12 protein-coding genes are annotated in these 13,669 nt (G+C 69.3%); 1 reads left to right on the top strand and 11 read right to left on the bottom strand.

Going from position 1 to position 13,669, the window contains the following annotated elements:
* Positions 1–4: 4 nt before the first annotated feature.
* The 8 genes from era to hrcA form a co-directional block, all read right to left on the bottom strand.
* The gene (era, locus tag V4U86_RS09450; RefSeq protein WP_395310987.1) at positions 5–907 is read right to left on the bottom strand and encodes a GTPase Era; all 903 of its coding nucleotides are present in this window, start codon (positions 905–907) and stop codon (positions 5–7) included.
* On the bottom strand, positions 904–1,221 hold the full coding sequence (locus V4U86_RS09445; protein WP_395310986.1) for a cytidine deaminase: 318 nt from the start codon (positions 1,219–1,221) through the stop codon (positions 904–906). The genes era and V4U86_RS09445 overlap by 4 nt, the downstream gene beginning before the upstream one ends.
* Entirely contained in the window at positions 1,218–2,504 is a 1,287-nt protein-coding gene (locus tag V4U86_RS09440) for a hemolysin family protein (protein ID WP_395310985.1), read from the bottom strand. Before V4U86_RS09440 ends, V4U86_RS09445 begins: the two co-directional genes overlap by 4 nt.
* Positions 2,501–3,037: an rRNA maturation RNase YbeY gene (ybeY, locus tag V4U86_RS09435; protein WP_395310984.1), complete on the bottom strand. Its 537-nt coding sequence runs from the start codon at positions 3,035–3,037 to the stop codon at positions 2,501–2,503. The genes V4U86_RS09440 and ybeY overlap by 4 nt, the downstream gene beginning before the upstream one ends.
* A gap of 61 nt (positions 3,038–3,098) precedes the next feature.
* Positions 3,099–4,139, bottom strand: a complete 1,041-nt coding sequence (locus V4U86_RS09430) for a PhoH family protein (protein ID WP_395310983.1) — start codon at positions 4,137–4,139, stop codon at positions 3,099–3,101.
* A gap of 80 nt (positions 4,140–4,219) precedes the next feature.
* Positions 4,220–4,981 carry a 16S rRNA (uracil(1498)-N(3))-methyltransferase gene (locus V4U86_RS09425; RefSeq protein ID WP_395310982.1) on the bottom strand — a complete coding sequence of 254 codons (762 nt, stop codon included), beginning with the start codon at positions 4,979–4,981 and terminating at the stop codon, positions 4,220–4,222.
* Positions 4,982–5,023: 42 nt separating this feature from the next.
* Positions 5,024–6,175, bottom strand: coding sequence for a molecular chaperone DnaJ (gene dnaJ, locus V4U86_RS09420; protein WP_395310981.1), 1,152 nt, complete (start codon positions 6,173–6,175; stop codon positions 5,024–5,026).
* A gap of 40 nt (positions 6,176–6,215) precedes the next feature.
* Positions 6,216–7,247, bottom strand: a complete 1,032-nt coding sequence (gene hrcA, locus V4U86_RS09415) for a heat-inducible transcriptional repressor HrcA (RefSeq protein ID WP_395310980.1) — start codon at positions 7,245–7,247, stop codon at positions 6,216–6,218.
* Between the two features lie 189 nt (positions 7,248–7,436).
* On the opposite strand from hrcA, the gene V4U86_RS09410 reads away from it, so the two are divergent.
* Positions 7,437–7,745, top strand: coding sequence for a type II toxin-antitoxin system VapB family antitoxin (locus V4U86_RS09410; RefSeq protein WP_395310979.1), 309 nt, complete (start codon positions 7,437–7,439; stop codon positions 7,743–7,745).
* Here V4U86_RS09410 and V4U86_RS09405 read toward each other — a convergent pair.
* Genes V4U86_RS09405 through V4U86_RS09395 form a run of 3 tightly spaced genes read right to left on the bottom strand, consistent with a single transcriptional unit; the run spans position 7,742 to position 13,666 of the window.
* Positions 7,742–7,960: an MbtH family protein gene (locus V4U86_RS09405; protein ID WP_395310978.1), complete on the bottom strand. Its 219-nt coding sequence runs from the start codon at positions 7,958–7,960 to the stop codon at positions 7,742–7,744. The genes V4U86_RS09410 and V4U86_RS09405 overlap by 4 nt on opposite strands.
* The gene (gene mbtG / locus V4U86_RS09400; protein WP_395310977.1) at positions 7,941–9,254 is read right to left on the bottom strand and encodes an NADPH-dependent L-lysine N(6)-monooxygenase MbtG; all 1,314 of its coding nucleotides are present in this window, start codon (positions 9,252–9,254) and stop codon (positions 7,941–7,943) included. The genes V4U86_RS09405 and mbtG overlap by 20 nt, the downstream gene beginning before the upstream one ends.
* Complete coding sequence (locus tag V4U86_RS09395; RefSeq protein WP_395311975.1) at positions 9,251–13,666, bottom strand: condensation domain-containing protein; 4,416 nt, start codon at positions 13,664–13,666, stop codon at positions 9,251–9,253. The genes mbtG and V4U86_RS09395 overlap by 4 nt, the downstream gene beginning before the upstream one ends.
* Positions 13,667–13,669: the final 3 nt, after the last annotated feature.

Here is a 13,669-nt window from a genome sequence, read left to right as displayed (position 1 = left end):
CAGTTCAGAAGCCCAGACGCCCCAGCTGTTTCGGGTCGCGCTGCCAGTTCTTGGCGATCTTGACCCGCAGATCCAGATACACCTTGGTGCCGAGCAGCTTCTCGATCTGAGTACGCGCCGCGGTACCCACCTCACGTAACCGGGCACCGCCCTTGCCGATCACGATGCCCTTCTGGCTGTCGCGTTCGACGTAGAGGATGGCGCGCACATCGATCAGGTCGTCGCGGTCCGCGCGCTCTTCGACATCCTCGATGACGACGGCCAGCGAGTGCGGCAGCTCGTCCCGCACACCTTCGAGCGCGGCCTCCCGGATCAGCTCGGCCATCAGCACTTCCTCGGGCTCATCGGTGAGTTCGCCGTCGGGGTAGTACGCCGGGCCGGGCGGCAGGTGAGCCACCAGCACCTTGGTCAGCACATCGAGTTGCTCACCGGCGGTGGCCGAGACCGGCACGATCTCGGCGTCCGGGCCGACCAGTTCACTGACCGCCATCAACTGGGTGGCGACCCGTTCCTTGGCCACCTTGTCGATCTTGGTGACGATCGCGATCAGCTTGGTCCGGGGCGCCACGGCCCGGATCTGTTCGTAGATCCACCGGTCACCGGGCCCGATGTTCTCGTCGGCCGGGATGCAGAACCCGATCACGTCCACCTCCGAGTAGGTGTCCTTGACCAGGTCGTTGAGCCGCTGGCCGAGCAGCGTGCGCGGGCGGTGCAGTCCGGGGGTGTCGACCAGGATGATCTGGAAGTCCTCGCGGTGCACGATGCCGCGGATGGTGTGCCGGGTGGTCTGCGGGCGGTTCGAGGTGATGGCGACCTTCTGCCCCACCAGAGCATTCGTCAGCGTCGACTTCCCGGTGTTGGGTCGGCCGACGAAACACACGAAACCGGACCGGAATTCGTCGCTCATATCGGGTTCCCGGTCCGGTCGGTGACGATGACGGTGGCTTCCGGGGACAGCTCGGTCACCGCGGCGACTCCGTCGTCCGCCGCCGATCCGCCGACCAGCACCGCCGACTCCAGCCCCTCGGCCCCACTGGACACCGCCGCGGCGACGGCGGCCTGCAGCGCGGTCAGGTTCAGCGCAGCCAGCGCGACCGGAGCACCGGCGTAGGTGCGTCCGTCCAGATCTCGCACCGCGGCGCCCTGGGCAGCCTCGGCGCGACCCATCGCGCCGCGGGCCAGCGTCACCAGCTTGGCGTCCTCGTCGGACAGACCACTCATGCTTCCTCCTCGGGTGGCGCTTCCGGGCCGATCAACACGGTGCCGACGCGCACCCGGCCCCGATGGTCGGGGCCGCCCTCGGCCCGCAACCGCAATCCGTTCCAGCTGACCTGCGCACCGGGCAGCGGCACCCGGCCCAGTTCGTGGGCCAGCAGTCCGCCGACGGTGTCGACCTCCAGGTCCTCGTCGATCTCCAGGTCCTCGTACAGCTCGGTCAGGTCCGCGATCGGCACCCGCGCGGACACCCGGAAGCGGTTGTTCCCCAACTCTTCCCACGGGGCCACCTCGTCGGCGTCGTACTCGTCGTTGATCTCGCCGACGATCTCTTCGAGCACATCCTCGATGGTGACCAGGCCGGCGATCGCGCCGTACTCGTCGACCAACAGGGCCATGTGGTTGCGGTCGCGCTGCATCTCGCGCAGCAGCGTGTCCAATGGCTTGGAGTCCGGGACGAACACCGCCGGCCGCATGACGTCACCCACCCGACTGTCGTTGCGCTCGTTCTCGGTACGCGTGCGCTGGACCAGATCCTTGAGGTAGACCACGCCGACGATGTCGTCGACGTTCTCCCCGATGACCGGTAGCCGCGAGTGCCCGCTGCGCACCGCCAGCGACAGTGCCTGCCCGGCCGTCTTGTGGCTCTCGATCCAAACCATCTCGGTGCGCGGCACCATCACCTCGCGGGCCGGGGTGTCGCCGAGTTCGAAGACGGACTGGATCATCCGGCGTTCGTCGTCGGCCACCACACCGCGCTGCTGGGCCAGGTCGACCACCTCGCGCAGCTCGATCTCGGAGGCGAACGGCCCGTTGCGGAATCCGCGGCCCGGGGTCAGCGCGTTGCCGATCAGCACCAGTAGCCGGCTGACCGGGGTGAGCAGCACCGAGATCGCGTGCAGCGGAAGGGCCGCCGCCAACGCGATGGTGTAGGCGTTCTGCCGGCCGACGGTCCGCGGGCCCACCCCGATGACGACGAAGCTGATCACCACCATGATGGCCGCGGCGGCGAACAGCCCCCAGGCCACGCCCAGGTAACCATCCAGATAGGACACCAGCAGCACGGTCGCGCTCACCTCGCAGGTGATGCGCAGCAGCACAACGAGGTTGATGTAGCGGGGACGGTCGGCCAACACGCGGGCCAGCCGGATGGCACCGGGCCGCTCGTCGCGGACCATCTCCTCCACCCGGGCCAGCGAGGCGGTACTGATCGCGGCGTCGACCGCCGCGAAGAGGCCACCGAGGCCGATGAGGACGATTGCGCCGAGCAGCGGAGCGAGGCCGGTCACTGTTGGTCGAAATATCGCGACTTGTCGAGCAGTCGGCGATCCTTCTCGTTCTGCAGGTCCTGGCGATAGGACTCCACCTGATCGGCCACCCACTCCTCCAGGAGCCGGCGCTGCAACGCGAACATCTCCTTCTCCTCATCGGGCTCGGCGTGGTCGTAGCCCAGCAGGTGCAGCACGCCGTGCACGGTGAGCAGCGCGAGTTCCTGCCCGAGCGAATGTCCGGCCTTCTCAGCCTGTTTCGCGGCGAACGCCGGGCACAGCACGATATCACCGAGCATCGACGGTCCCGGCTCCGCCGCGTCCGGGCGGCCACCGGGCTCCAGCTCGTCCATCGGGAAGCTCATCACATCGGTGGGACCGGGCAGGTCCATCCACCGCATGTGCAGATCGGCCATCGCGGGCTCGTCGAGCAGCACCATGGACAGTTCGGCGGCCGGGTTGACGTTCATCTGGGCGATGGCGAACTTCGCCACGCTGATCAGTTCCTGCTCGGAGACGTCCATCCCCGATTCGTTGGACACTTCAATACTCATGCGGCTCCCTCGCAGGCTCGGGTCCCGCATGTCATCTCTTGATTCGCTCCGCAAGCGTCGCTCATCTACGCGACCGTCCGCCCGAGGAACGGCGCTGAGCACGGTTGTACAGGTCGGGCTGGTCCTCGTGGCGCGAGTAGGCGTCCACGATCTGCGAGACCAGCCGGTGCCGGACCACATCGGCGCTGGTGAGCTCCGAGAAGTGGATGTCCTCGATACCGTCGAGGATGTCCGAGGCCGCCCGCAGGCCGGAGTGCGCGCCGCCGGGCAGGTCGACCTGGGTGACGTCGCCGGTGACGACCATCTTGGAACCGAAACCCAACCGGGTCAGGAACATCTTCATCTGCTCCGGCGTGGTGTTCTGTGCCTCGTCCAGGATGATGAACGCATCGTTGAGGCTGCGGCCACGCATGAACGCCAGCGGCGCGACCTCGATCACCCCGGCGGCCAGCAGGTTCGGGATGGCGGCGGGATCCATCATGTCGTGCAGCGCGTCGTACAGCGGCCGCAGGTAGGGGTCGATCTTCTCGGTCAGGGTGCCGGGCAGAAAGCCAAGGCGCTCACCGGCTTCCACCGCCGGGCGAGTCAGGATGATCCGGTTGACCTCTTTGGCCTGCAGCGCGGCGACGGCCTTGGCCATGGCCAGATAGGTCTTGCCGGTACCGGCCGGCCCGATGCCGAAAACGATGGTGTGCGCGTCGATGGCGTCGACGTAGCGCTTCTGGTTGAGCGTCTTGGGCCGGATCGTCTTGCCCCGCCGGGACAGGATGTCCAGCGTGAGCACCTCGGCGGGCGACGCATCGGCCGCACCGGTCAGCATGGCGACGCTGCGCCGCACGGCATCGGGGTTGAGCGGCTGCCCGCGGGAGATCACCGCGACCAGTTCGGTGACCACGCGCTCGGCCAACGCCACATCGGCCGACTCACCGCTGAAGGTGACGGCATTGCCGCGGACGTGGATGTCGGCGGTCAGCAGTTCTTCCAGGACACGCAGGTTCTCATCGGCCGAGCCGAGCAGGCCCACGATGTTGTCGGGCGGAACAGTGATGCTCCTTCGTACCGGTCCGGATAACGGACCAGCGGTCGTCTCGCGGGGCGTCACGTGGAGTTTCGTGCCTGCTTTCTTGTGCTCTGGTTATGGTGGCGCCCAGTTTACCGCTGGTCACCGGGCCGTCCCAATGGTTAGTTGCTGGAATCATCCGCACCGGTGGGGATATCCCACCGGCGCGAGAGCACGCCGATCGCCCCGAGCGCCACCGCCGCGGCCGTGGAGGTGCGCAGCACGGACGGGCCCAACCGCACCGCGCGGGCCCCCGCGGCGGTCAGCGCGGCCAGCTCCTGATCGGAGATTCCGCCCTCCGGACCGACGATGAGCAGCACCGATTCGAGATCGGCCACCCCGGTGTCGGCGAGCGGGACGGTCGCCGATTCGTGCAGCACCAGGGCCAGCGCGGCCGGGACCCGGACCAGCAGGTCGGTGGTGGACACCAGGCCCTGCACCTCGGGGATGTACGGCCGTCGGGACTGCCGGGCGGCCGACCGAGCCACCGCCTCCCAGCGCCGCAGGCCCTTGTCGACCTTGGCCGCCGACTCCCAGCGCGCCACGCACCGGTGCGCCTGCCAGGCCAGGAAGGCGTCGGCGCCGGCCTCGGTGGCCAGCTCGACCGCCAGTTCCGAGCGTTCCGATTTGGGCAGGGCCTGGGCGATGGTGACGGTCGGCGACGGGCGGGGTGCCGTGCGCACCGACAGCACCCGGGCCGTCAGCCGACCCTTGACCGCCTCCTCCACGACGACGTGCGCGACGGTCCCGGCGCCGTCGCTGAGATCGAGTTCCTCGCCGACGCGGGTCCGCCGGACCGTGGCGGCGTGGTGCCCCTCGTCACCGTCGACGACGGCCGTGCCGCCCACACCGGGCAGAGAGTCCACGTAGAACAGGGATCTCATCTGCGGACTATGCCCTTGACCGCGATCCGCTGCGCTTCTCGCTCACCGCCCGGAGAACGTCTCACGCAACCGGCTGAACAATCCCCCGTTGGCCGCCCCCGCGTTGTTGCGGCTGGACTTCACCTCGGCGACATCGCGCGGGCGGTGTTCCTTGAGCTTGCGCAGCAGTTCGGAGTCGGTGTTGTCCAGCCGGGTCGGGATCAGCACCTCGATGTGGGCGTGCAGGTTGCCGCGCACCCCCGAACGCAGGTGCGGCATGCCGTGCCCGCGCAGGGTCGTCACCGCGCCGGGCTGGGTGCCGGGCGGGATCTCCAGCTCGATCGGGCCGTCGAGGATGGCGTCGACGGTGACCGTGGTGCCCAGCGCCGCGTCGAACATCGGCACCGAGACGGTGCAGTGCAGGTCGTCGCCGTCGCGCACGAACACGTCGTGGGGCTGCTCGTGCACCTCGACGTACAGGTCGCCGGCCGGGCCGCCACCGGGACCGACCTCGCCCTGGGCCGCCAGCCGCACCCGCATACCGTCGCCGACACCGGCGGGGATCTTGACGCTGATCTCGCGGCGAGCCTGGACCCGGCCGTCGCCACCGCACCGGTGGCACGGATCCGGGATGACCTCACCGACCCCGCCGCAGACTGGGCAGGGCCGCGACGTCATGACCTGACCCAGCAGCGAACGCTGCACGGTCTGCACCTCGCCCTGGCCGTGGCAGGTGTCGCAGGTCTTGGGCACCGAATTGCCGTGGGTGCCCTTGCCCTGGCACAGATCGCACAGCACCGCGGTGTCCACCGCGACCTGCTTGGTCACACCGGTCGCGCATTCGGACAGGTCCAGCCGCATCCGCAGCAACGAATCCGAGCCCGGGCGCACCCGGCCGATCGGGCCGCGCGAACCCGCGCCGCCGCCGAAGAACGCCTCGAAGACGTCGCCGAGCCCGCCGAATCCCCCGGCGAACCCGCCGCCGCCCGCGCCCGCGCTCTCCATCGGGTCGCCGCCGAGGTCGACGATGCGGCGCTTCTCGGGGTCCGAGAGCACCTCGTAGGCCAGCTGGATCTCGGTGAAGCGCGCCTGGGCCGCCTCGTCCGGATTGACGTCGGGATGGAGTTCGCGAGCCAGCTTGCGGTAGGCGCGTTTGAGCTCCGAATCACTGGCGTTTTTGCTCACGCCGAGCAGACCGTAATAGTCGCGTGCCACGCTAAAAACCTCTCTCGTGCCGCCGTCGGGCGGCATCCCCTCACCGGGTACCCAGGACCTCACCTATGTAGAGCGCGACGGCGGCCACGTTCGCGATGGTGCCCGGATAATCCATCCGGGTCGGACCGACCACGCCCATTCCGCCGTAGACCTTGCCCGAGCTGCCGTAGGCGGTGCTGACCACCGATGTTCCCAGCATCTGCTCTGCCTCGGTCTCGTGCCCGATACGCACCGTGACCTTACCGGCCTGCTGCTGCATCTCGAGCAGCCGCAGCACCACCACCTGTTCCTCCAACGCCTCGAGCACCGAGCGCAGCGAGCCGCCGAAGTCCGCGGTGTTGCGGGTGAGGTTGGCGGTGCCGCCGAGCAGCAGCCGCTCCTCGGTGTGCTCGACGAGCGTCTCGACCAGAACCGTCGCGGCCCGGCCGACCGCATCGCCGAGGCCGCCGCGCCCGTCCAGCGCGCTGGCCAGGTCGGCCACCGCCACCGAGGCCGCCGAGAGCGGTTTGCCTTCCAATGCCGCACCGAGGCGCTCGCGCAGCTGGGACAGCTCGTGCTCGTCGATGGCATCGCCGAGTTCGACCACCCGCTGGTCCACGCGTCCGGAATCGGTGATGACCACCAGCAGCAGCTTGGCCGGGGTCAGCGCGACCACCTCCAAGTGGCGCACCGTCGAGGTGGACAGGGTGGGGTACTGGATGATGGCGACCTGGCGGGTCAATTGGGCCAGCAACCGGACCGCGCGGCGCAGCACATCGTCGAGGTCGACCCCGGATTCCAGGAAGCTCATGATGGCCCGGCGTTCGCCGGCCGACATGGGCTTGACGTCCTCTAGGCGGTCGACGAACTCGCGGTAGCCCTTCTCCGTCGGCACCCGCCCGGAGCTGGTGTGCGGCTGGGTGATGTAGCCCTCGGCCTCCAGCACCGCCATGTCATTGCGCACCGTCGCGCTCGAAACGCCGAGGTTGTGGCGTTCGACGAGCGACTTGGATCCGATGGGTTCCTTCGTCGCCACGAAATCGGCGACGATGGCCCTCAGCACCTCGAAGCGACGGTCGTCGGCACTACTCATGATGCACCAACACTGTTCACCCACCCTTGCTGTTCGTCCTGGCGTCATTTTACGGGCACCAACAGCACATATTCATCGCGACACCGGTCACTCCCCCGCACCGGCCGCCGGCGGGTGGTTCCGAGTGCAAAGACTTCGCCGACATCGCCGGTCGATAGCGGTTAACCTCACCTGCATGGGAGCCCGCCGGTGATCTTCAAAGGTGTCCGCGATGGCAAGCCGTATCCCGAACACAATCTGACCTACCGGCAGTGGGCACAGATCCCGCCGCGTCAGATCCGGCTCGACGAACTGGTCACCACCACCACCGTGCTCGCCCTGGATCGGTTGCTGTCGGAGGACTCCACGTTCTACGGCGACCTGTTTCCGCACGCCGTGCGCTGGCAGGGCGACATCTATCTCGAAGAAGGTGTGCACCATGCGGTCCGCGCGGCGCTGCGCAACCGCACGGTGCTGCACGCCCGGGTCTACGAGATGGACGACGCCCTGCCCGTCTAGCCGATTTCGGCCATGGCGTCGCGCAGGCTCTTGGGCCGCAGGTCCTTCCAGTACTCCTCGACGTAGGCCAGGCAATCGGCGCGGGTGCTCTCCCCGTACACCACCCGCCAGCCGACGGGCACCTCGGCGAACGTCGGCCACAGGCTGTGCTGGTCCTCGTCGTTCACCAGCACGAAGAAGACGCCGTCCTCATCGTCAAACGGATTGCTGCTCATCGCTTCTCCTCGTGGTGGTCTCGGTCGTGGTGAACAATTCCGATCCCAGCACCCGGTCGGACAACCGGCCCAGGCAGCTGAGGTTCGGGAAGCCGGGGCCCTGGGTCAACCCGGCCAGCCCGGGCAGGAACAGTTTGGGTTCGACGTCGTCGACGGATAGGTCGTAGCCGATCGACTCCTGGATGCTGTCGGCGGTCAGCGCCTTGCCCATCCCCAACTCCAGCATGTCGAGCGCCTCCTGCCGCAGCAGCGGCACGAACCACATCGCGTTGGCGCCGGAGCCGTCGATGACCAGGTCGAAACCGTGCACCGTCTCCAGCCGCTCCCCGCCGCGTTCGGTCTGCAGCGTCAGCCGGATGCGTTCGTCGCGGGCCACCGCGTGCGCGACCCGGCCGCGCAGGTGCCGGATCCGGTCGTCGGCGAGCAGCGCCTCCTGCACCCGCACCGAGAACACCCCGCGGTCGGTGCGGTTCATGGCATCGCGCTTCTCGGCCAGTGTCAGCCCCGCCCAGTGGATGGGATCCGAATACAGCGAGTTCTCGAAGAAACCCTCACCGCGGGTGAACAGCGTCACCTGGGGCGAGATCACGGTGATGGTCGAAACCCGGTGCCGGAACAGCTCGTCGAGCATGGTGCCGGCCGTTTCGCCGCCCCCGATGACCGCGACCCGCTCGGCGGTGATCAGCTCGTGCTGGGCGGCCCGGTGCCAGAACTGGGCGATGGAGAGCACCCGCGGGTTCCCGGGCAGGATGGAGCGCTCGGCCTGTCCGGGGCCGCTGACCATGAGCGCCTCGGCGTGCACGGCGCCCTCCCGGGTGACCAGTTCCCACTTCGGCCCGCCGGGTCCGTCGTGCAGTCCGATCTCGGTGACCTCACCGTTGCGGACGGTCATCCCGACGTTGTCGGCCACCCAGGTCAGGTACTGACTCCAGCGCTTGTGGGTGGGGGCGGGCCGGCCGCGGTCGACCCACTCCGCGAACTGCCCGGTCGCGATCAGATAGGACTGCCAGCTGTGCCGCATCATCCGCTGGTCCAACTCGGCGTTGCGCCGGGCCACCAGCGAGGACCGGTACGGGAAACCGATGTCCTTCTCCGGCCCGGTGCCCAACCGGTGCTGGCCGTCGGTCCAGCCGCCCGCGGACTGCCAGTTGGCAGCCACCGCGGTGCGTTCGATCGCCACCACCTCGGGCGTCGGCACCCCCATCGCGCGCAGTTCCGCGGCCTTGGCGGCCACCGCGATCGCCTTCACGCCGGCACCGATGATGGCCAGGGTGGGGGTCGGGTTCGTTGTCACTGGATCACCTCTCGTAGAGCGTCCTGCCACAGCGCCTGCAGCGCGGCGACGTCATCGGCGGACAGAATCTCGGGCAGCGTGCGCCACTGCGTACCCAGCACAGGGGCGCCGTCCTTGTCGACCATCGCCACGTTCAGCGTGATCTCGTGACGCACCGCCAGATTGGGTTCCGGCGTGCGTGACACCCCGATCAGCAGATCGCGGTCCAGGGTCAGCGCCGCACTGACCGGCTGGTGCAGTCGGCCCAGGTAGTTCAGCAGTATCTGCGGTTCCCGATGCGCGGCAAGCCGCTGCGCGGTGTCGGAGCGCAGGTACCGCAACAGTGCGTAATCGATTCCGTCGCCCGGCAATTCGGCGAGCTCGGCGGCGATACCGGGTAGGTCGTCGGCGTGCAGGCGCACCGGGTAGATGGCGCTGAGCAACCCGACCGTGTCACCGGTGTCGATCTGGCCGTGGCCTTCGGCATACCCCGCCGACACCACGGCGTCGGCGCGTCCGTAGGTTTCCAGCGCTAGAAGTGTTGGCGGGGTATGCTGTCCGCGTTGCCTGCGCCAGGCCGAGATCATCCTTGCGGTGGCCGCGGCCAGCACGTCGGGCACCGGGACCGGGGCAGCCAACACTTGCGCGGTGACGGCGCGGCCGACGAAGGACATCGACACCTCGACGTCGGCGGCCCGATCGGTCTCCGGGCGCACCCGGCGCGCGCCCAGTTCCGGGTCCGGGCCGGCCAGCTGGCGCTCCCAGAAGTCGCAGGTCTCCAGTTTGAGCGCACGTTCGGCCAGCAGTCTTGACCAGTGCCGCAGCGAGGTGTGTTCGCGCACGACTGCCGGGCGTCGACCGGCAGTGATTGCGTGCCAACCGGTTTCGATCTCGCCCAGCACGATCTGCCAGGACGCCGGATCCATGGCCAGCACGTGCGCGGTGATCAGCAGCACCTCGTCGCCGCCGGCGTGGCGCAGCCACACCGCGTCGAACATGACACCCTGCTCGGGGTCCATGCGCTGAACCGCGGCGTCGGTGTGTTCCGCGACCGCGGCCACCAGATCCCCGGACACGGCAACCTCGGTGAGGACCTCGGCGCGGCGGTATTCGACCAGCGTCATGGTCTGCCGGTCCAGTCGGCTGCGCAATGCCGCGTGCCCGTCGATCACGGTGCGCAGCAATGTCTCCAGCCGTTCCCCGGTGATACCGACGGGCAGCCGGATCGCCTCGGTCTGCGCCAGCCGGCGCGGGTCACCGTGAGCCAGCAGCCAGTGCCCTGCCGCCGTCAGCGGGATGGGACCGGTGTCGGTGTCGTCGGCCGGGGCGGTGTCGGCATCGGCTTCGGCGTCGATGGCGGCCCCGAGTTCGCGGATGCTCGCGCACTCCAGCATCAGCCGGGCCCGTACCGACACCCCGCGGCGGCGTACCGCCTGCACCACCGACAACGCGACGATGCTGTCCAGACCGAGATCGAGGAAGTCGGCGTTGACGTCCACGATCCTGGTGTCCAGGAGATCGCCGAGCACCTCGGCGAGCACGGTTTCGGTGGCGGTGGCGGGGGCCGCGAACTCGGTGGGCGCCCCGACGCCGCGGTCGGCGTCCAAGGCGGCCAGTGCGGCGTCGTCGACCTTGCCGTGCGAGGTCAGCGGGATCGCATCGACGTCGATGATGTGGTGCGGGACAAGGTATCTGGGCAGCGTGCTGGTCAGCATCCGGCGCAGTTCGGCCGGGGTGGTGCCGGCGACCACATATGCGGTCAGCCGCGGCCCGCTGCGATGCCGGCGCACCGCCACGTGCGCGTGCCGCACATCGGGGTGGCGGTGCAGCGCGGCGGCCACCTCGGCGGGTTCCACCCGGAAACCGCGGATCTTGACCTGGTCGTCGCTGCGCCCGAGGAACTGCAGCGCTCCCTCCGGCGGACCGGAGCGCAGCGACCCGGGGGATGTCGAGTCCGGCAGGCGCCGCACCACATCCCCGGTGCGGTACATCCGGGCCCCCGGATTCGCGGGATCGGCGACGAACCGGCTGGACGTCTCACCGGCTCGCCCCAGGTAGCCCCGGGTGAGCTGACCGCCGGTCAGGTAGAGCTCCCCGGCCACCCCGGCGGGCACCGGTCGCAACCAGCCGTCGAGCACGTGTGCGGTCATCGATCCGGTCGGGAGGCCGATGCAGGGTTGCTCGTTCTCGGCGATCGCGGCCACGACCGCCTCGACGGTGGTCTCGGTGGGCCCGTAACAGTTGTGCGCGCGCATCCCGGTCCGCGCGCATTCCGCGCGGATGCCTTGCCAGGCCGCGGTATCGATGTTCTCCCCGCCGAGGGCCAATACGGCCAGCGGCACGGTGGACAGCAGGCCGGCGGCGCGCAGCTGGGTGAACATCGAAGGCGTGGTGTCGATCATGTCCACGCCGACGCGGGCGATGGTGGCCACCAACGCCTCGGCGTCGCGCTGCACATCGTCGCCGATGATGTGCAGCCGGTGCCCGCCGAGCAGCGCGACCAGTGGCTGCCACGCCGCGTCGAAGGTGAACGACCAGGCGTGCGCGATGCACAGCGGGCGGTTCAGCCGGGACTGTGCGGGGGCCAGCACATTGTGTAGGTGATCACGGCCGTAGGCCAGCACGGCAGCGTGGGTGCCGATGACGCCCTTGGGTTTTCCGGTCGTACCGGAGGTGAAGATGATGTAGGCACCCTGGCCCGGGCGGGCCCGGGCGGGGGTGTACTCCGCATCGGGTTCGCCGGGGATCTGGTCCAGCAACGCATCGTCGATGACCAGGTCCGCGCCGGTCTGCCCGATGATCTCGCGGACGCGGTCTCCGGGCATTCCCGGGTCCAGCGGCACGATGAGGCCACCGGCCTTCAGCACGGCCAGCATCGCCACCACGTAATCGGGGCCGCGGCGCAACAGGATCGGCACCGGGGTCTCCGCACGCACTCCCCTGCGCTGCAGCACGGCTGCCACCCGGTCGGCGGCGGCATCCAGCGCGCGGTAGCTGAGTTCACCATCCGCACCGAAGCACGAGGGCGTGCCCGGATCCCAGCTCAGCGCGATGTCGTCCGGCCGGTCGGCGGCGACCGCGGCGACCGCGGTGTGGAAGTCACCCTCGACCTCGGCGAGGGTGACCGACGAGGTGGCGACCTCGCCGTCGAGGAGAACCGATACCTCGCGCAGGGGACGGCCCCAGCACTGCAGCAGGCGTTGCACGACGGTCAGTACCCGGGAACCGAGCGTCCCGGCATCCAGCAGACCCAGTGCGCCGTCCAGGGTTTCGACCAGGACGGTCAGCCGTCCGTTCGTCGGGTGCGCGGCGATGGTCACCGGGAAGTGCGACAGGCTCTCCAGCGCGGCGGGCCGGATCACCGCCGAGCCCAGGTCGAACTCACCACTGCCGACCAGTCCGCCCGGCGGGAAGTTCTCGTAGACCAGCAAGGTGTCGTACAGATCGCCGATCCCACCGCAGGCACGCAGCTCGGTGTGGCTGAGGTAGCCGTGGTCGCGCAGTTCGGCCGCTTCCCGCTGCAGCGCAAGGCAGAGCTGCCCGACCCGTCCGCCCGGATCCAGCCGGATCCGCAGCGGCACGGTGTTGATGAACAGTCCGACCATGGACTCCACCCCGGACAGCTCGTCGGGCCGGCCGGAGACGGTCACCCCGAACACCACATCGGACCGATCGGTGAAGGCAGAAAGTATTGTCGCCCAGGCCATCTGGAAAAGGGTGCTGACGGTGACCCCGCGGCTGCGGGCCGCGTCCAGCAGCGCGGTGGTGGCCTGCTCATCCAGGTCGATCTCGGCGCGCCGGGGCAGCCCGGGGACCGGGTCGCCGCCCAGCGCCGGGGTGAGCATGGTCGGGCCGTCCAGGCCGGCGAGGTGGGTACGCCAGCGCTGCTTGCTGACCTCGGGATCCCGCCCGGCCAGCCAGCCGATGTAGTCGCGGTACGGCCGCGGTGCCGCCGGCAGCGCGGCGAGGTCACCGCCGGCCCGGTATAGCCCGATCAGCTCGCTGACGAACACCGGCAGCGACCAGCCGTCGATGACGATGTGGTGGGCCACCACCACCAGCCGCCACCGCTGTTGCGGCATCTGCACCAGCAGGAAACGGATGGCCGGACCCTTGGCCAGGTCGAACGGTCGGCTGCGTGCCTCGGCCTCCAGCGCCGCGGCCTCCTCCGGGCTGGCCACGATGTGCTGCCAGGCCAGCTCGAAGGTGGCCGGGACGATGGCGACCGGCCGGCTGAGGTTGCCCTGGAAGAAGCTGACCCGCACGTTCGGGTGGCGTTCCAGCATCGCCTCCGCGCAGGACCGCAGCAGGTCCGCGTCCAGGCCCCCTTCCACATCGGCGGCCATCGCGATGAAATACGGGTCGGCCCCGGCCTCGCTGTCGGTCAGACCGGCAAGCGAAAACAACCCCTGTTGCAGCGGGCTGAGTGCCATCAC

Origin of the sequence: Mycobacterium sp. AMU20-3851 (genome assembly GCF_043974665.1) — a bacterium.
Lineage (GTDB): Bacteria > Actinomycetota > Actinomycetes > Mycobacteriales > Mycobacteriaceae > Mycobacterium.
The sequence above is the reverse complement of the archived record's forward strand: the minus strand, read 5'-3'. Positions and strand labels throughout refer to the sequence as shown.